This window comes from Pseudidiomarina gelatinasegens (genome assembly GCF_004025325.1).
Lineage (GTDB): Bacteria > Pseudomonadota > Gammaproteobacteria > Enterobacterales > Alteromonadaceae > Pseudidiomarina > Pseudidiomarina gelatinasegens.
On sequence record NZ_RSFE01000005.1, the window covers coordinates 1 to 19,165 of the forward strand.

Annotated in this window: 12 protein-coding genes and 3 pseudogenes; 5 read left to right on the top strand and 10 right to left on the bottom strand. The window is 54.5% G+C overall.

All coding sequences use genetic code 11. The features are described from left to right. Positions 1 to 861: 861 nt before the first annotated feature. A pseudogene (locus tag EGC76_RS07455) lies at positions 862 to 1,422 on the top strand (aminotransferase class V-fold PLP-dependent enzyme); the annotation flags it as partial. Positions 1,423 to 1,534: 112 nt separating this feature from the next. On the opposite strand, the gene EGC76_RS07460 reads toward EGC76_RS07455, so the two are convergent. The 5 genes from EGC76_RS07460 to EGC76_RS07480 are packed head-to-tail and all read right to left on the bottom strand — an operon-like array spanning position 1,535 to position 7,930. After that, positions 1,535 to 2,569 carry a cyclase family protein gene (locus tag EGC76_RS07460; protein WP_128352369.1) on the bottom strand — a complete coding sequence of 345 codons (1,035 nt, stop codon included), beginning with the start codon at positions 2,567 to 2,569 and terminating at the stop codon, positions 1,535 to 1,537. A gap of 32 nt (positions 2,570 to 2,601) precedes the next feature. Further along, positions 2,602 to 4,044, bottom strand: a complete 1,443-nt coding sequence (locus tag EGC76_RS07465; protein WP_128352370.1) for an NAD-dependent succinate-semialdehyde dehydrogenase — start codon at positions 4,042 to 4,044, stop codon at positions 2,602 to 2,604. Further along, positions 4,037 to 5,416: a sigma-54 interaction domain-containing protein gene (locus EGC76_RS07470; RefSeq protein WP_128352371.1), complete on the bottom strand. Its 1,380-nt coding sequence runs from the start codon at positions 5,414 to 5,416 to the stop codon at positions 4,037 to 4,039. The genes EGC76_RS07465 and EGC76_RS07470 overlap by 8 nt, the downstream gene beginning before the upstream one ends. After that, positions 5,413 to 6,756 (bottom strand): hypothetical protein, encoded by a 1,344-nt coding sequence (locus EGC76_RS07475; RefSeq protein ID WP_128352372.1) that lies wholly within the window; start codon positions 6,754 to 6,756, stop codon positions 5,413 to 5,415. The genes EGC76_RS07470 and EGC76_RS07475 overlap by 4 nt, the downstream gene beginning before the upstream one ends. A 10-nt stretch (positions 6,757 to 6,766) precedes the next feature. Beyond that, positions 6,767 to 7,930: an iron-containing alcohol dehydrogenase gene (locus tag EGC76_RS07480; protein ID WP_128352373.1), complete on the bottom strand. Its 1,164-nt coding sequence runs from the start codon at positions 7,928 to 7,930 to the stop codon at positions 6,767 to 6,769. A gap of 362 nt (positions 7,931 to 8,292) precedes the next feature. Here EGC76_RS07480 and EGC76_RS07485 point away from each other — a divergent pair, with 362 nt between their 5' ends. The 3 genes and pseudogenes from EGC76_RS07485 (at position 8,293) to mgtE (ending at position 11,616) form a co-directional block, all read left to right on the top strand. Continuing rightward, the gene (locus EGC76_RS07485; protein ID WP_128352374.1) at positions 8,293 to 9,465 is read left to right on the top strand and encodes a porin family protein; all 1,173 of its coding nucleotides are present in this window, start codon (positions 8,293 to 8,295) and stop codon (positions 9,463 to 9,465) included. A 49-nt stretch (positions 9,466 to 9,514) separates the two neighbouring features. Then, positions 9,515 to 10,261: a plasmid pRiA4b ORF-3 family protein gene (locus tag EGC76_RS07490; protein WP_164876815.1), complete on the top strand. Its 747-nt coding sequence runs from the start codon at positions 9,515 to 9,517 to the stop codon at positions 10,259 to 10,261. Between the two features lie 9 nt (positions 10,262 to 10,270). Beyond that, positions 10,271 to 11,616: pseudogene (mgtE, locus tag EGC76_RS07495) on the top strand (magnesium transporter). Between the two features lie 105 nt (positions 11,617 to 11,721). On the opposite strand, the gene EGC76_RS07500 reads toward mgtE, so the two are convergent. Next, positions 11,722 to 11,931, bottom strand: a complete 210-nt coding sequence (locus EGC76_RS07500) for a helix-turn-helix transcriptional regulator (protein WP_128352376.1) — start codon at positions 11,929 to 11,931, stop codon at positions 11,722 to 11,724. Then, positions 11,924 to 12,256, bottom strand: coding sequence for a hypothetical protein (locus EGC76_RS07505; RefSeq protein ID WP_164876816.1), 333 nt, complete (start codon positions 12,254 to 12,256; stop codon positions 11,924 to 11,926). The genes EGC76_RS07500 and EGC76_RS07505 overlap by 8 nt, the downstream gene beginning before the upstream one ends. 634 nt (positions 12,257 to 12,890) lie before the next feature. On the opposite strand from EGC76_RS07505, the pseudogene EGC76_RS07510 reads away from it, so the two are divergent. After that, positions 12,891 to 13,262: pseudogene (locus EGC76_RS07510) on the top strand (conjugal transfer nickase/helicase domain-containing protein). A gap of 79 nt (positions 13,263 to 13,341) precedes the next feature. Here the strand turns inward: EGC76_RS07510 and EGC76_RS07515 are convergent. From EGC76_RS07515 to EGC76_RS07525, 3 genes are all read right to left on the bottom strand, one after another. Further along, a complete protein-coding gene (locus EGC76_RS07515) occupies positions 13,342 to 15,984 on the bottom strand; it encodes an excinuclease ABC subunit UvrA (RefSeq protein WP_128352378.1) in 2,643 nt (880 codons plus the stop codon). A 25-nt stretch (positions 15,985 to 16,009) separates the two neighbouring features. Next, positions 16,010 to 17,875 carry a Na+/H+ antiporter NhaA gene (gene nhaA, locus EGC76_RS07520; RefSeq protein ID WP_074777290.1) on the bottom strand — a complete coding sequence of 622 codons (1,866 nt, stop codon included), beginning with the start codon at positions 17,873 to 17,875 and terminating at the stop codon, positions 16,010 to 16,012. Between the two features lie 134 nt (positions 17,876 to 18,009). Next, positions 18,010 to 18,999 carry a zinc-dependent alcohol dehydrogenase family protein gene (locus tag EGC76_RS07525; RefSeq protein ID WP_128352379.1) on the bottom strand — a complete coding sequence of 330 codons (990 nt, stop codon included), beginning with the start codon at positions 18,997 to 18,999 and terminating at the stop codon, positions 18,010 to 18,012. Positions 19,000 to 19,165: the final 166 nt, after the last annotated feature.

The window sequence follows — 19,165 nt, forward strand, 5'->3', positions numbered from 1 at the left end:
ACTTTAATGGTCACAACCATCTCCTGAGTTAACATCGAAAGCGGCCTCTTGAGAAAAACCGCTAGTTTACTTCAGGGGGTCAATTTTCAATTGCCGTTAGGGGGTCATTTTTACACTGCCGGTAACAGAAGGATCTCAGAGTACCAATACTGTGTAATCTCCCCGATAATTTTGCCGACATTATTGAGCGTTTAGCCAAACAGCAAGATCTAATTAATAGCTTTTTGAACAAGCGGCGTTAATGTCAATAAAGCCTTTCCTAAACGCCGTATTTATCTCGCATACTTTCTTTTTAAAGATGCGATCGTTTGCATTTCAGTAGACTCTTTCATCTTGAGCCCCTCTTACCGAAGGCTGGTTTTGAAGTTCTCGATATTTGGAACAAAGCGCTCTCGGTTGTTGCCATGAGTTTTTGTGTTTCTCATTACCATACCCCTCATGTTGAAACGATTAAATTATAGGCTACTCTACGTAACCAAAGTCCAGTTAAATGGTGGAATTTTTTCCACCTCTAAACTCAGGTTTTCTCGGATACCTCATAGATTTTTGTCGCGAGGCAAAGGTCAAAAACTGAAATTCCCATGTCGGTTTTCTGTGACCAATTTTGTCATTAATAGGTTTCAAAAGTGTCGATTTCGACACAAAACAGAAAGCCACAACACCGTTTAAACCCTTACCAAACCTGGCTTTAACGATTTACCACCGAACCCTTGACTGCCCTCCGGAGGCAGAGGTCACAGGTTCGACTCCTGTCGGGTGCGCCATTTTTAATAGTATGTAGACAAGTAGTACTTACTAACTAAGAGGCCAGCACCCCAAGGGGTTACTACGAACAGACGTGACTTTCTCCAACGCGCCGCAGCCCTTGTGGCGATGGCGCGGATCTTTGGGGTGGATTGTATTGTCGATGCTGCCCATTCGTGGGGCCAGATGAACTTTGATCTAAACGATTTAGGAGCTGATTTTGTTGGTTTTAACCTACATAAATGGATGGGAGCGCCGTTAGGCGCAGGGGTGATGTACATCAAATCGACACGCCTCGCCGATATCGCTCCTGCTAGCGGTGACAACGTTTGGTTGCAAGAGCAAGCGGCCAGTCATAACGACCGTGGTTTCACCTATAAAAGAATCCACACCGGTACTTTCAACTACGCTGCGTGGCTAAGCGTCCCTACGGCTCTCGCCTATCGCGACACTATCGGTGCTGAATTAATTGCTGCACGCTTACGCTACCTACGCCACTACTGGACCAGCCAAGTGGGTTCTCACGTTCAAGTGATAGGTAGCCAACATGTCGATAATTTTGCCGGCATTGGCGCCTTTCGCCTCAACGGCCTTGCCGCCGGGTCCTGCCTGCGCATCACGCCGGCGCTATTCACCAGCACCGCCGAACTCGACACCTTGCTACACGCCCTCACTTGAGGAACTTGCAGACCCACCTCCGGACCTCCCTCCGGAGCCACCTGCGGCCCCAGCTACGTAGCTGGGGCCGCAAGTCCCTCCAAGTCCCTGCAGACAGAAAAGAGCAACAAGCCTACTTAATCACAATCGGGTTAATCGGCGAGCCTGAGCCGCGTTCCATTTTCAGCGGCGCCGCGGTGAACATAAAGGTATACTGGCCATCTTTGGCGCTATCTGCAGCCAAATCGTCCAGCCAATACAACTCGCTCAGCACCACACCTAAATCACGAATAAGCGCACCATGTAAAGGGATCACGTAATCGTCACCCTCAATCTTTTGTGGTACCAATTCAACCGCTAAGTTATCCGCCGCAATCACCGGAATTTCCATCTGATCAATCCAGCGCACCAACTCTTTGCTGTAACACAAACCTGGCTCGGTGGTAGCGCTCCATGGCGCATCTGGCGCATCGCTATAAAAACGGCCAACGGAGCCCGTACGAATCAGCAAAATATCACGCTTTTCAAGCGTTACACCTTGGGCCTTTGCTGTCTCTTTCAGATCTTGCAAAGTCACGCAACTGCTAGGTGGCAAACGCCCGGCATCGCCGCCTTTACGTAAACCAACATCCAGCAACACCCCGCGTCCAACAATACCGTGACTCGCCAAGCTACCAATATCCACATGGTCATGCCCATGCACCGTACTATCAGCGCTCACCCCACCGTAAACTTGGTCACCGTACCAAGCGTGGCCTAACGCATCCATGTGCGTGGTTCCTTGCAGATACATAAATACCGCATCATCAGAATACTTCACGCCACCCGCCAGTTTATCCAACTTACCGGTGTCGTACATGCTCTCATCTTGAGTCATATAGTGCATGGCCGGCACTCGACCAGGAAAGACCGGTCCCACGCCATGTATCATCGGCAACTGTAAAGTAAATGTCTTACCTTGCTTCACAGCTTTTACCCCACGCATCGCCTGCGCGTCATCGAGGTAATTCAGCGCACCAATTTGGTCGTCATCTCCCCATTTGCCCCAGTTCTTCGGCATATCGGCCTGTAATTTCTCAATCGGTGTTTGTTGTGCCAGAGCTGCTGTTGATAAACCCATCAGCATGGCTGCAATCGCTACTGGTAGTACTTTCTTTGTTGTTTTCATAATGTAAGTCCTTATTGTTATTGGAATAAAACTTAGTTACTCAATTTAATGTATTTGGTTTCGAGATATTCCTCGATCCCTTGACGGCCGCCTTCACGACCCATACCCGACGCTTTGACTCCGCCAAATGGCACCGCAGCATCTGAGATAAGGCCCGTGTTGACACCCACCATGCCTACCTCAAGCTCTCGTGCAAAGCGTTGAATTCGTTTCAAATCTTGGCTGTAGACATAGGCAGCCAAGCCGGCCTCCTGCTGGCGTAACTGTTGAATTAATTGGGTCTCGTCAGTAAAGCGCACCAAAGGTGCTACCGGCCCAAAAATCTCCTCTTGCACGCACTCCATAGCAAAACTGGCGTCAGCCAATACCGTGGGTAAAAACCAATTAGCATCGCTCTGCCAACGTTTACCACCGCATAACAGCTTGGCCCCTTTGGTGAGCGCATCTAACAACAGCTTTTCGACTTTATGTAGGGCCGCCCGGTTGATCAGCGGCCCAATCGTGACATCAGTCTGATCGCCAGAGCCCAAGCGCAACTGCTGCACCTTCTCAACTAAGCGTTCAGCAAATGGCTGATACACCTCATCGGCAATAAACAGGGCATTGGCGCACACGCAGGTTTGCCCAGCATTACGAAACTTAGCCGCAATAGCTCCATCCACCGCAGCCTCAATATCCGCATCGGCGCAAACAATAAAAGGAGCATTACCACCCAGTTCTAGCGACAGTCGCTTCAAGGTTGGAGCACATTGAGCCATCAACAAACGCCCCACCGCAGTCGAGCCAGTAAAACTCAACTTACGAACCTGCTTGGAAGCCGTTAATTGAGCTCCTACCTGCTGTGCATCGCCGGTGATCACATTCAGCACCCCTGCTGGTAGCCCCGCGCGTTGCGCGAGCTCAGCCAAAGCCAATGCTGTAAAAGGTGTGTCCGGCGCTGGTTTAACAATCATGGTGCAGCCCGCAGCTAAGGCCGGCGCTACCTTCCGAGTGATCATCGCCGCCGGAAAATTCCATGGTGTAATAGCCGCACACACCCCTACCGGCTCTTTAACGACCAACATCGATAATGGGGTTTCGCCGTAGGGCAAGGTCGCCCCACCATCAAGCAGGCTCGGCTGCGCAAACCATTGAATGTAGCTCGCAGCATAAGTTATCTCACCGAGCGCTTCAGCCAACGGCTTACCCTGCTCCAGCGTCAAAATCCGCGCCAAGCGCTCGCGCTCAGCCATAATCAACTCATACCAAGCCAGCAATAGGCCACAACGCTCACGAACCGGTACCTCCCGCCACAGGTAATAGGCTTGTTCGGCAGCAGCAATACAGGCCTCAACTTGCGCGCTATTGAGTTGTGGCACCGTGCCTAAGCACTCTCCTGTTGCTGGGTTGACGACCTCCTCTACCGCATCGGCATCAAGCCACTGGCCATTCACAAATGCCTGCTGGCGTAACTCAATTACGTCGTTTTTAAACATCTTTAAACTCCACTGTATTGCGGTTTTCCACAGCTTGCTGGGCCCGCCAGCGTTGTTGCTTTTTCACCAAAGTAGACTGATCAATGCCCAGCGCTGCCGCCGCTTGGCGGGTAGTGCCGTACATGGCGAGGGCCTGCTCAATCAGCTCGCGCTCTAAACCTTCTACTTGTTCTTTTAAACTCATACCAAGGGCCGTAAAACCTGTATCTACTCGCATTTCGCGTGGCAGTTGGCCCGTGGTAATCAGCGATTGCTCTGCAGTCACCACCAGTCGCTCAGTCAGGTTAATCAGCTCACGAATGTTGCCCGGCCAGTGATAGCGTTGTAACCGAGCAATCACATCGCTGTGCCAACGACAGTCAAACTCGTACTTAGCATTAAAATGGCTTAGATAATGCTGCAACAAGGCTTCAACTTCTTCAGCCCGCTCGCGCAGCGGCGGCAATTCCAGTGGCACCACACTCAAGCGATACAACAAATCTTCACGAAATTGGCGCTGTGCCACCAATTCATGCAAGTTATGATGGGTTGCAGAAATCAACCTGAAATTGGTATTTTTGAATTGAATGCCACCAACCGGAATAAACCGGTTTTCAGCAATCACTTTGAGCAGTTTGGCTTGCAAGCTGAGTGGTAAATCGCCAATCTCATCAAGAAATAAAGTGCCGTTATTAGCGGCCTCCAACAGCCCCGTCTTGCCTTTCTGAGCAGCCCCAGTAAAGGCCCCCGGCACATAGCCGAACAATTCTGCTTCTAACAGACTCTCTGGCATGGCAGCACAATTCAACTCAATAAAGGGCCCTTGCGCCACGGCACTGTAATCATGAATGGTGCGCGCCAGTAACGTCTTACCAGTGCCGGTTTCACCCTGAATCAGAACCTTGGCGGCGGTGGGAGCAACTCGTTTGGCGAGATCGTAGCAACGCTGGGTTGCCCGACTGATAATCACCGCATCGTTGGCCTCGTGCGCACCATAATGGTCACGCACATGTAAGATCTGCTCCAACTGTTCTTCGGCGCGTTTGGCCTGCAGCAACTCGGTAACGTCACGCACGGTCGTAACTATGTATTCAATTCGCCCTTGCGGGTCGAACATGGGCGTACCCGAGACTAAAATCTTATGATCATTGCCAATGGTCTGAGTGAGCGTGACCGGACCTTGCTCTTTCAACACCTCCAACGACACCGAACGCGAGATGTAGCCTCGCTGTACCACTTCAGACATGTGTAAGCCCACGAGCGCACTACGTGGGATGCGGGTAATACGCTCGTACGCCTTATTCACAGTGACCGTCACGCCATGACCATCGGTGATATAGACACCATCACTTAACGCATCAATCACTCGCTGTAAATTATCGCCGGACATCATGCTCGTTGCTCCCTTAGGCGCCAGCCGTACACTAAAAAGCACAGCAACAGCCCAGCTGCAAAGGCCCAAGTAGCACCTTTCACCACCAAAATGGCAGCAATCACCCCAGCAATCCCTAAATCACGCTCGGAGCGTGCTTCTTGAATGCCAATACGCACGCTCACATAGCCTTGAATAAGCAGAGTGAGCGCTAAAGCGATCCCCAAAATCGGCTGCACCAAACTCACCACCGGCAACAACAACAAGCCGGTATTGGTGCCCCAACGAAATGAGCCGGCGCCACCAAAAATCGAGTCCATCGCTTGCCGCCCCTTTTTGAAGCGCTCCACAATCACCACATGCATGGCCGCCCACAAGGGTCCGCACATAGTCACATCGGGTCCGATCACGCTCATGCCGAGGTTACGCGCACCAAAGATTAAATGCGCACGATTAGGGTCGTAATCAATTTTCTCATCTTGGCGCACCTCGTCTGCTTCATCCAAGATAGCCTTGCTTTGCAACACATCACCAAACAACACAATGTACGCCGCAAGCACCGTCGGAATCGCACTCAAGTACATACTCCAAGGCGGAAAACCCACTCCGAACAAGGTGTACTGACTAAACATGGTGGCAAAATCAGGCGAGGTAAAACCCCACTCCAACTGCGGCCAAGGCGCTTCTGAAAACAGCGGGGCCAGCACAATCGCCAAGGCAATAATCGGGAAAATACCTAGCTTACCTAACGCCGCAAACACCCAATGACGATCTTGCAAGGCCGCAAAATGCTTAGAAAAGATCAGATAAAAGGCAATACCCACCGCAATAGAAATGGTAAATGGATAACTTTCAAAGCGCCCGCCATCGTCAAACACCACAGCAACCGCTGCTAGCCCAGCCCCCATAATAATGCCGGCTTTGATGGCGCTAGGTATCAACTGCACTACCCGCTTAGCAGCGCCCGAGGCGCCCAGCAAAATAGCAAACAACCCCAGCAACATCTGAAACGCAATCAATGCATGCACCCGCGCCTCACCTTCCGGGAACATCGACACATACATCATCAGTAACGGAATCGCTGGGGTTATCCACCCAGGGACCACAGGATCACCAAGCAAATGGTGCAGTAAATAAAACAAACCATTGAGCACCACAATCGCTAACGCCGCCTCGAACGGCATGCCCAGCAGTTCGGTCATTAACGAGATGGCGGCAAGATCAACCGCACACATCAACAGCCCTTGAAAATAGTCCGGCCATTCAAAGCGATAATGCACAAACGGCAACCGCACTTTAAACGGACCCAGGGCAAAAAACGGTGCTTCAGCGCCGCTAACGCGTTGTTTCCATAACGACATCAGAGGCTCCTTAGTAGGCTTCGCGATAAATGGCTTCGATATCTTGCACCGAGAGCTCGCGTGGATTATTGCGCAATAGCCGAGTGACCCCACTTGCGGCTTCCGCAAGCTCAGGTAAGGCCGACTCAGGGATGTCAAACTCGCGCAGTTGCGCCGGAATATTGACCGCCGCACACAACACCTGCATTTGCTGTAAGACATAATCCCCAGCCGCTTCTACGCTGATACTATCGGCCGCACCAAAAGCTTTGGCTAATTCGACAAAGCGCTCAGGACAAGCCGCTTGGTTCCAACGCATCACTGGCACCAACATCACCGCATTGCTCATACCGTGTGACAAATGATAACGGCCTCCTAGCGGGTACGCCAAAGCATGAACAGCACCCACCCCAGCGTTACCAAAAGCCAGCCCAGCCATCAAACTGGCGGTGGCCATTTCTTCGCGGGCGACCATGTTGTCAGGCTCTTGATAAGCCTGCACCAAACTGGCTTTGATTTTACGGATAGCCGCCAACGAATAGGGCTCGGTTAACGCCGTCGCAAATCTTGAAAGGTAACTTTCTACGGCATGCACCAACGCATCAATACCGCTGGCCGCAGTAACACCTGGCGGACAGCTCAGCGTGAGCTCTGGCGCCACAATGGCCACATCAGGCAACATCTCATTACTCACAATGCCCTTTTTTAACTGGGCTTGGGTGTCAGCCAAAATAGAAATGTTGGTGACTTCTGAGCCGGTACCTGCGGTAGTAGGTAAACAAATCAGCGGATATTGCCGAGGTTTCACTTGGTCTTCACCGAACAGCTCCGCTAACGGGCGCGTATCACCAGCGTAAACCGCCACGGCCTTGGCCGTATCCATGGCACTACCGCCACCAATCGCCACAATGCCATCGCAACCTTCTGCCACAAACAGCTCGCGACAGGCTTCAACCACCGCCATCTCAGGTTCAGCAGAAATCGCATCAAAGACAGTCACTTGATGCACACCAGCTTGGTTTAACTGGGCGGTAACCGTAGCGATAATGCCCGCCTCACTCACCCCGCGATCACTCACCAATAACGGGCGCTGCATAGCAAGCAGTTGCATCTCGTGCGCCAACTGATGACTAGCATGGGCGCCAGTTAGCAACCGTCGAGCGGTTTTAAAGGTTTGAACCGTTGAAGTACTCATGATCTTCCTCTCGTTGTTCTTGTTCTTATTATTGGCGTTCGATAGTCGGTACCTTGGATGACAAACATAGATGCAAACGACGTACCAACTTTTACAATATTTATAACACCATGTTTTTAAATGCTTTTTTGTTTCAAGCCTAAGAGTCTCGCCCATCTTGTTGATGACAATTATCATCAAGCTACACCCAACGATGACATTTGTCATCAAGATTGTTTGTATCTCAAAAAATAAATAGCTTTAAAAACATATAGTTATAAATAGCTACCGACTTGGCACAGCCATTGCACCTGTTACCCACATCAGCATCATCTCATTCTGAGAGCTGTCACCAACGATAATAACAACAAGAGGCAATGGTTATGACTGACAAAACAACACGGCTTTATCTTCCAGCAGTAATGAGCGCTCTGTTACTGGGTACCGCACCAGCCTATGCCAACAGCAGCAGCGAGCCCGCTTGGGATTTTGGCTTTCGCGGTTATGTGAACGCCCATGCGGTATTCGCCGATTGCGATGACTCAGGGGCCGTCGTTGCAGGCAATGCCCTGCTCTGTACCGGCGAAGATGCTACCTCGGTATCCAACGGCTACAGCCCCGCTAGTTTCCAATTCTCCGCCAGCACCCAACGCGAAGGCTTTGATATCAAAGCAGTGATCGCCATCGAGCCCGGCACCACTGATAACAGCGCCTTTAACGGCAACGGCGACAACCGTGCTTATCGCGCCTTCTTTACGGTAGGCAACGCAGAACTAGGAACCATCAAAGTGGGTCGTGATTACGGCGTATTCGGTATCGATGTAGTACTAGAAGATATGGCATTAGGCGGGGTTGGCGCACCAGCGTCCATTCGTAGTCCTCTGAACACCACTCTAGGTGCGGCTGGCTACGGCTACGTATTTGCAGATAGGCTGTCACAAATCACATACAGCCGTCAGTTTGGCGAACAATGGCAGGCCGATATCGGTATTTTTCAGCCGTTAGACCCAGTCAGTTTCGGCGGTAACGGCTATGTCGGCGACTCAGGCTCTGAACGGCCAGGCCTGCACGGCCGCCTACGCTACAACTACGAGCAAGGGTTTGTCTCTAGCACCTTCTACAACCAAGATGTTAGCACCCCAAGCGGCAGCTACAGCGCCCGTGGCATCGATATCACTGCGGCGCTGCAGTTGGGCGATACCCGCTTCATGGCATCAGCGTTCGACGGTCAAGGTTTTGGCTATTACGGACTTCTGATTGATGCTGCCGATAGCAATGGCGCTCCACGCGATAGCTCGGGCTGGTTAGCCCAAGCCACCCACACCATAGGAGCCACCAAATTTGGTATCAACTACGGCGTCTCACAAGTAGACCTCGCTGGCGTTGATACCTTGGCGCAAGTAGAACAACAAAGCAAAGCCAGCATCGGCGTCTGGCACACCCTCTGGAGCATGTTCACCATCTCCGGTGAAGTCTCTCGCATGGATGCCGAAAGCCACGCCGGCGACAGCATCGAAAACACCGCCATCAGCGTCGGCCTCGCCCTCAGTTTTTGAGGAACTTGCAGACCCACCTCCGGAGCGGGGTCCGGAGGTGGGTCTGCATATGTTCAAGACCGCAGCAGGCTTCTTCTCGAACAACGATGACCCTTTTGATGACGATCAATCTGAAATTGGTGTCAAGCTAGTCGCCCAGCTGCCATGCAAAGGCGATAGCATGCTTTACGTTTATGATTTTGGCGATGACTGGCGTCATACAGTGACTCATGGGGGCAGCAGCATTCAGCCTCGCCACAGCTCGGTTAAAATCATCGCAGCGGTGGGTGCTTGCCCTACTGAAGATAGCGGCGGCGTTGCACATATGCCCGAGCGCTCCAGCAACAAGCCGAACCTAGCGCAGATCCAACAGCGCCTGGATCAGTTTATCGAACTAACAGAACAACAAGCCCACGACCACGACCGTGCTTTTGCATTTGTAATGGGTGACCAGGATGCACTAGATGAAACTGACGGTGAGGATTTCTTTGACGAAGAGGCGTTAGCAGCCTTTATAGCGGCCGATGAGGCCGAAGAGTTTAACGAGGATGAACTCACGCCCGAGCAGCAGCAAGCATTTGCTGAGCTGAAGCTGGACATGCAAAAGCAAGCGGCCCAAATACTGTTACAACAAATTATCGCGAACATGCATGCGCAGCAGCGTTATCAGCATGTGAACGAGTTTATCAACAAGCCAATTAAGCTCACGGCTGCAGGCTATCTGCCGCAGCACGAGTTTCCGGTTAACATGCTGTACGACATGATCAGCACCTTAATACCCGCGCTTAACGAAGAGCCGATCCCGGCTGGCGCGTAGAGAATAGACATGAAGCTCCCAATCATTATTGACCATCTACGCAACGCGCTAGAAACTCATCAATTCGGTGCGTTAGCTAAGACATTAGATGACGTGCATCCAGCTGATTTTGCCAGTGCCCTAGAGCACTTTATCCTCAGTGACCTGTGGTTGCTGATGGGAACTCTACCCACGGCAACGCAAGCTAAGATTTTCGCGTACTTAAGTGAAGAAACACAGCAACAGCTTGCTCTGCAAATCGGTCGCAAGCACTTGGCTAGTATTTTTAAGCAAATGTCAGCTGACGAACGAGCGGACTTATTTAACCGCCTCCAACAAGAACAACGGGATGTTTTGCTGCCTGCATTGTTTTTCATGCTGAACGAGAAGACTTATTGAGACTATCGGCCTACCAAGAAGGAACAGCCGGTGCCATTATGACGTCTGATTATGCAACACTTCCTGACCATGTCACGGTCCAACAGGCACTCGACATATTGCGTCGCGAGGCGCCAGATAAAGAGACCATCTACACCGCGTATGTGGTGAACACCCAGCGAAAACTCATTGGTGTTATTACCCTACGTGAACTTATCTTAGCACCGGTAGGGGCTCTGATTTCTGAATTGATGAACCATGATCCGATCTTCGCCAGCGTTCATACATCGCAAGAAGAAATCGCCGCACTCATTGCTCGTTACGATCTGATGGCACTGCCTATCGTCAATGACGACCAACACATGATTGGTATCGTTACCTATGACGACGCCATGGATGTTGTTGAACAAGAAGCCACGGAAGATTTTCACAAAACCGCCACCATTGGCAAACTCGAGAGTAGTGTGAAACAAGCCAGTGTCACGTTACTCTATCGAAAGCGAGTGTTTTGGCTGGTTGTTCTAGTATTTGGCAATATTTTTTCAGGCGCGGGTATCGCCCACTTTGAAGAGACCATTTCAAGTTACTTGGCTTTACTGTTTTTTCTCCCTTTACTCATCGCTAGTAGTGGTAATGCCGGTGCTCAATCTGGCACCCTAATGGTCCGTGCATTAGCTACCGGTGATGTCAGTTTAAAAGATTGGAGTTACCTCCTCGGCAAAGAGTGCTTGGTAGCATTGCTACTAGGGTTAACCATGGCTGCCGCCGTATTTGGTTTAGGTATCTGGCGTGGCGGCGCCGACATAGCCGTGGTAGTGACCTTAACCATGGTACTTGTGGTAATAGTAGGAAGCCTGATTGGGCTATCGTTACCCTTCTTGCTGAGCCGATTCAACCTCGACCCTGCCACCGCAAGCGGTCCGTTAATCACCTCCATTGCCGACGTTACCGGCGTGATCTTGTACTTCTCTATCGCCGCGTGGTACCTCAATCTCTAAAACAGCCCTTTTTAATCATGACAATGACTACTACTTGCACGCTTCGTTATCATAGTTTGTGACTTGGGGAAGTCATCAATTGTGTCGACTCGAACTAACGCGAAGTCAGTTCGAACTCAATGAAAAAATAGTTTCCACTGGCACATTAAAGTAATTTGCCAACTTCAATGCAATAACTACAGACGGCGTAAATCGGCGAGTCTCAATCGTACTAATTGTTTTACGCGATACGCCGATTGCATCAGCGAGATCTTGCTGCGACAAGCCGTACTGAGCTCTAAAAGCGGGCAAATTATTGAGTACCTGTTCATCCATTATCGTCGTCTCCTTGGTCTCGCATCTCCCATAAAACAGAAATTGACCAAACCCACGTACCAATCACGATGAGTGATAAACTATAAGTACTAACTGTGACGTAGTTGCCAATTCCTGTTTGGGTTAAATTTTCTCCAACCAACACACCAGGAATAAGCACTAAAATTAATCCGACAAACGCTCGCGCATTAGCCTTTCGGCTAGTTTCACGCGTGAATTCATCTTGATAAATACCCAGTATCTCCCTCCAACCACCAGATAGTTTATGGTTGCCTACGCTCATTCGTGTGACAACACCGACAAATAGCAGCGCCAGTAGAATCATAAGTATATTTGGCCATTCCCCTGTGTTAATACCGGCTAATTCTAACCACTTCGCGACCAACATAATCGCAAAATAAATACCGCTAATAAGGCAGATATAAGCGCCATATTTAAGAGAGTTCGCTTGTGCTGTTTGTTGCCATGAGTTTTTGTGGTTTTCATTACCATACCCCTCATGTTGAAATGATTAAATTATAGGCTACTCTACGTACCCAAAGCCCAGTAAAAAGGTGGAATTATTTCCACCTAAAAACTCAGGATTTATCGGATGTTCAGAATTTTTTGTCGCGAGGCAAAGGTCAAAAATTGAAATTTCTACTTCGGTATTCTGTGACCAAATTTGTCATTAAACGGCCTCAAAAGTGTCGATTTCGACGCCCAACAAAAAGTCACAACACCGTTTAAACCCTTGCCACGCCTAACTTTAACGATTTACCACCGAACCCGTGACTGCCCTCCGGAGGCGGAGGTCAGAGGTTCGAATCCTCTCGGGTGCGCCATTAAAGGCTTTCAGCGCGTTACCCCTGCAAATTTCACTACTTTTCTTCTTTTGAGTTGAGGTCACCTTCAAATCACTCATGACCTTTGCCCAAATTCGCTGAAATTCGCCAAAAAAAAGTATGTGGCAGATTTTCATGACGTGGCTGCAACAGGGAGTCGCCGCGCGGCGACTCATCATCAACGACGCCAAGGCGCTCGTGCATACGGTGAGCGACACCGCCTACCTGGTCAGTCCCAGCGTGTTCCAGCGCTATGCGTAGGAACATCCCCAGGTGGATGCGCTGGTCAGGCAGGACAAGCAACCGGATTGGCAGTGGGTGCAAAAGCGCTTTTAGAAACTGCAGCTATACCGCAAGCACCCAAATGGCCTGAACATTTGGACCTGTGAAGTCACGGGCCCGAGGAAGTCCCGCCGACTGCATGGCTACCTCCTCGAAAATGGGTCCTTGGTATTCGCCGAAATACCGCCCAACAATCCCTATCTTGCTCTGACTCAGGAAGGATGACGCGACTCGGGCAGCGACCGTCACCACCGTGTGGCGACGATCAATGCCCCGCGAAGCTGGCAACATTTGGCGAACTAAGCTACTCGGCCCGCGCCAACTCCCGTGCAAGGAACGGAGCGGTTCGGCTGCCAGACTTTCGGGCCACCTGCTGAGGGGAACCCGCCACCACGATGCTGCCGCCGGCAGCGCCCGCGCCTGGCCCTACGTCGATCACCCAGTCGGCTTGGGCCACCGCACGCATGTCGTGCTCGATCATCACTACGGTATTACCGGCATCGACCAGGCGCTGCAACTGCACCAGCAGCCGGTCGGCATCCGACGCGTGCAGCCCGGTGGTCGGCTCGTCGAGCACGTACAGGCTTCGGCCGCGCTGGCTGCGCTGAAGCTCGGTCGCCAGCTTGATGCGCTGCGCCTCGCCACCGGAAAGCTCAGTGGCCGGTTGCCCCAGGCGCAGATAGCCCAGTCCGATGTCGCGCAGCAGTTGCAGGGGCCTTGCCACCGCGTCTTCACCCGCGAAGAATTCGCTGGCCTCGTCCACGGTCATCTGCAGCACCTCGGCGATGTTGCGCCCGTACCACTGCACCTTCAGCGTGGCCTCGTTGTAGCGCGCGCCATGGCAGGTCGGGCACGGCGCGTACACGCTAGGCATGAACAGCAGTTCCACGCTAACGAAACCTTCGCCCTCGCAAGTCTCGCAGCGCCCCTTGGCGACGTTGAACGAGAACCGTCCGGCATCATAGCGGCGGCGTCGAGCATCGGGCGTGGCGGCGAACAGCTTGCGCACATGGTCGAACAGACCCGTGTAGGTAGCCAGGTTCGACCGCGGCGTGCGCCCGATCGGCTTCTGGTCCACCTGCACCAGGCGCTGTATGGCGTCCACGTCGCCCGCCAGATGGCCGCCGGTCGCTTCGACCACTGCCGGCCCTTCGCTGGTGGCGCTTTCGGCGGCATCGTCTTCAGGCTCGTGGCCCAGGTGCAGCAGCACCAATTCCGGCAGGGCCTGCGCGATGAGGCTGGATTTGCCGGAGCCAGAGATGCCGGTAACGGCTGTCAGCACGCCCAGCGGAATGCGCGCATCCACGCCATGCAGGTTATGGCGGTGGATGCCCTGCAGCTCCAACCAGCCGGTCGCTTCGCGTGCTCGGCTTCCGGGTGCGGGAATTTCGTCAAACAGGTAACGTGCAGTACGCGATTCGGCAATCTTGCGCAGGCCATCCGGCTCGCCGCTGTAGAGCACGTGGCCGCCACGCTCCCCGGCCTCCGGCCCGACATCCACGAGCCATTGCGCGCGGCGCATTAGGTCCAGGTCGTGCTCCACCACAAACACCGAGTTGCCCGCGTCGCGCAGCCGGTCGAGTGCATCGTACAGGGCCTGGCTGTCGGAGGGATGCAGGCCCGCCGAGGGTTCGTCGAGTACGTACACGACGCCGAACAGCAGGGAACTTAATTGCGTGGCCAGCCGCAAGCGTTGCAACTCGCCGGCCGAAAGCGTCGGCGTGGCCCGGTCCAGCGTCAGGTAGCCCAGACCTAGCTCGCGCAGTTGGCGCAGGCGCGCCATCACGCCTACAGCCAGGCGCTGTGCGGCGAGGCGCTTTTCTTCCGACAGCGCGGAGGTATGGCACACGTCGGGCGATACCGCATGGACGGTGGCAGCGCGTTCGGCACGCTCGCGCCGGGTCGCTCCCTTGTCTGTAGCCGCACCCGCTGCATGGGCGCGGAAATCGCCCTGTGCGATGGGTTCGAGCAATGCCGCCAAGTGGTCCAGCGGCATCTGCATAAACGCGCCGATGTCCACCCCAGCGAAGGTGACCGACAGCGCTTCGGGCTTGAGCCTCTTGCCGTGGCAGGTAGGGCACGGTTTGCCCTCCATGAACCGGGATACGCGCTTTCTCATCAGCGCGCTCTGGGTATTGGCGAAGGTGTGCAACACATACCGCCGGGCGCCGGTGAAGGTGCCCATGTAGCTCGGCTCCATCTTGCGTTTGAGCGCGGAGCGGGTTTCGGCAGGCGTGAAACCGGCGTACACCGGCACCGTTGGTGTTTCCTCGGTGAACAGAATCCAGTCGCGATCCTTTTTCGGCAGGTCCTTCCACGGCCGGTCAACATCGTAGCCCATGCTGACCAGGATGTCGCGTAGGTTCTGGCCCTGCCAGGCGGGTGGCCAGGAAGCAATCGCCCGCTCACGGATGCTCAGGGAGGGGTCGGGCACCATGTTCGCCTCGGTCACCTCGTACACATGACCCAAGCCGTGGCAGGTCGGGCACGCCCCCTGCGGCGTGTTCGGCGAAAAATCCTCGGCGTACAGCATCGGCTGGTTGGCGGGATAGGCGCCGGCGCGCGAATACATCATCCGCACCAGGCTGGACAGGGTGGTCACACTGCCCACGGAGGAACGCGCATTGCTGGACCCCCGCTGCTGCTGCAGCGCCACCGCTGGTGGCAGGCCGTCGATCGCATCTACGTCCGGCACGCCCGCCTGGTCGATCAGGCGCCGTGCATAGGGGGCCACCGACTCAAAGTAGCGTCGCTGCGCCTCGGCATAGATGGTGCCGAAGGCCAGCGAGGACTTCCCGGAGCCGGAGACACCCGAGAACACCACCAGCGCATTCCGCGGGATAGAGACGTCCACCTCTTTGAGGTTGTTCTCACGCGCGCCACGCACCTGCACGAGGCCGCTGGCCGCAGCGGTACAAGAGGATTCACCGAAAGAATTGCTTGGCATGTTCTTATCCTGTAGTTCGCCCCACTCAGGACGGGACTTCCTGAGTGCGAGGGCCGCGGCGACTGGCTTCGAGCACTGCGGTGAGAGTGCGGGCGTCGTAACTGCCGAGCAGACGACGACCCTCGATGAAGAACGTAGGAGTGACGTGCGCACCGCTGGCGACCGCGCTGACGAGGTCACGCTCGACACGCTCTATCACTGCGGGACTGTCGAGATCCGCGATGAACCGATCGATGTCAAGACCCAGCTCGGCGGCGTAGCCGATCAAGTCCTCTCGCTCCAGCGCATGCTGACGGGTGAACACGAAGTCCAGCCACGGCCAGAACATCCCCTGGTTCGATGCCGCCTCGGACGCCCGCGCGGCGATCGGCCCGTGGGGGTGGTGCGGCAACTGGCGCACCACATACCGCAGGTCGTCCCCGAAGTGGGCGCGCAGATCGTCCCACGAACCGGTGGCGTGTGCACAGTACGCGCACTCGAAGTCAACGTACTCCACGAGCGTGAGCTGGGCGTCCTCCGGACCGCGGATGTGATCGACCTCCGGATCGACTGGTGGCTCAAGTACCATCGGCAAATCGGCAGTCTCCTCCCCCCACTTGAGAGCGGCGACCTTGAATATGAGCCACCCCAGCAACGTGGCGAGTAACATCGACACGAGCACCCCGACCGTCGCCTGGCGGCCCAGGTCAGAGGTCGTACCGAACGCGAGCCCGATGATGAGCAGCGACACGGTGAAACCGATCCCGGACAGCGCCGCACCACCGAACACGCTCCCCATCCCGACGCCCACCGGCAGGCGCCCCAGTCCGAGGCGGACTGCGGCTAGAGTGATGAGCCCGATGCCTAGGAGCTTACCGAGCACGAGTCCCGAGATGACGCCCCAGGTCACGGGCGAGCCGAAGGCCTCAGCGAGCAACCCGCCACGCAGATCCACCCCGGCGTTCGCCAAGGCGAACACCGGCACGATCAGCAGTGCCGCCGGCAGCCGCAGGAACTCGTGCAGCCGCTCGTTCACAGAGATACCGCGGGATAGTCCGCGGTCCACCGCGTGGGCCGATGCGGCACTCGGAGACTGCCAGAAGTCACGGAACAGTTGTCTTGCCGCGACGACTTTGTGACGCTGCGTCGCGTAGGCGGGGATCAGGAGCCCCGCAGCCATCCCGGCCAGGGAGGCATGGATGCCGGAGTACACGGTCGCGAACCACAGCACGATCACGATCAACACATACGGCGTCGCCCGCCACTGCCGGGTGCGCCCCAACAACCACAATCCAACGAGGCTGGCGAGGGCGATAAGCAAGGGGACGATCCGGATCTCCTCGCTATAGACGATGCCGATGATGGACACTGCGAGGAAGTCATCGACCACGGTCAGGGTGAGCAGGAACACGCGCAACTGACCCGATAGCCGCGGGCCGACGATCGCCAAGGTGCCCAGCATGAACGCCGTATCGGTGCCGACCACCGCACCCCACCCGTGCAGGCCCTCACTTCCGGCTAGTTTCACGATCAGGACATACACCAGCGCGGGAAGCACGACACCCGTGACCCCCGCGATCAGGGCGAGGCGGGCACGGCTGCGGTCCCGGAGCGATCCGTGGGCGAACTCCTGACGCACCTCCAGGCCGATCAGGAAGAAGAAGACGACCATCAGGCCGTCGTTGATCCAGTGATGCAGATCCATGTGTAGGCGCAGTGGCCCGAAGTTGAACCCGACGTCTAGGTGCCACAACTCGAAATAGGCGTTGGATAGCGGCGAGTTCGCCCACACGAGCGCCACAACCGTGACGATCACCAGCAGCACCGCAGCGCCAGACTCCGTGCGTAGATAGTGGGCAACGCGTCTGCGTCTGATATGCGCCGAGGATTCACCGAAAGAAGAGGCTGGCATGTGCTTATCCTGTAGTTTGTGAGATCACGATGGGCCGGTTTCGGATGGACCGATCAGGCGTCCGCCTCTGGCGGCGTCTCATCATCGAGCGAACGCAGCCAAGCGAGTCTTTCTCCCAGCCCCATAATTGCTGGTCAGACAGTTACCACGATCTTGCCGATCTGCTGATTGGCTTCAAGGAAACGATGGGCATCCTGGATGTCGCTAAGTGTGAATGTCTTTGCGATGATCGGGCGCAACGCACCGGACTTCAACCCTTGCAGAATAAAAGCCTTCGCTCTCTCCAGGGCTTCAGGGTCGGCCACAATCTCTGCGTAGAGATAACCCTTCAAAGTCAGACTTTTGCCCAGCACGGTAAACAGTGGGAATGGTGTCGATTCAGAGCTAAGCGCGCCGTACACCAGCAAAATTCCGCCCCGAGCCATGCTCTGCGTGAGAGGTTCAAAGGACGGCCCGCCTACAGGATCGAATACAACGCGAGCGCCTTGACCGGCAGTTATCGTCATAACACGCTCGACGATATCGTCTTCATCGCTGACGATGACATGCGCAGCGCCTGCATCAAGTAGGGCTTGCTTCTTCGCGTGAGTTCGAGTGATCGCAATCGATGTGGCGCCGACCATTCGAGCTATTTGGAAGGCGGCCAAGCCAACACTGCTTGACGCGGCGGTAACGATGACAAAATCGCCCTGCCGTAGCTTCGCCTGTTCAATCAATGCTCCCCAGGCGGTGACGTACTGCATCCAAGACGCCGCAGCCTCTTCAAAGGACAAGTTCTCAGGGCTCTTTACCACCAGGTGGGCCGGTACATTGGCCAACTCGCCGTAGGTGCCCCAGCGAGCAATATCCAGAGGTGGGATCAGAGCGACCGAGTCACCAATAGTGATCTCGGTTACGTCGCTCCCGACTGCCGTTACGACGCCTGCGGCCTCGTAGCCTAAGCGGCTGGGGAACTCCGCTTCTTGTAGGTATGCGTGATTGCGGAACATCACTTCGGCTCGGTTCAAGCCAAGAGCTTTAACACTAATCTGCACCTCGTTTGCTGCTGGTGCCGATACTTCCAGATCTTCCAGCTTCAGAACGCTGGCGTCACCGTATTCATGAATTCTGACAATGCGTGCCATATAGATACCTCGTTTATCAATGGGCCTCGACGTACATCCGGAAGGTATCCGGGCACTCGAAAGGTAACAAAAATTTAGTCATTGGTTGGCGCTAAATAATGGCCTACGATGGCGTATTACTTGGCGGCTGTCAAAGCATGAAGACCTGTAGCCATAGCGCATCCTC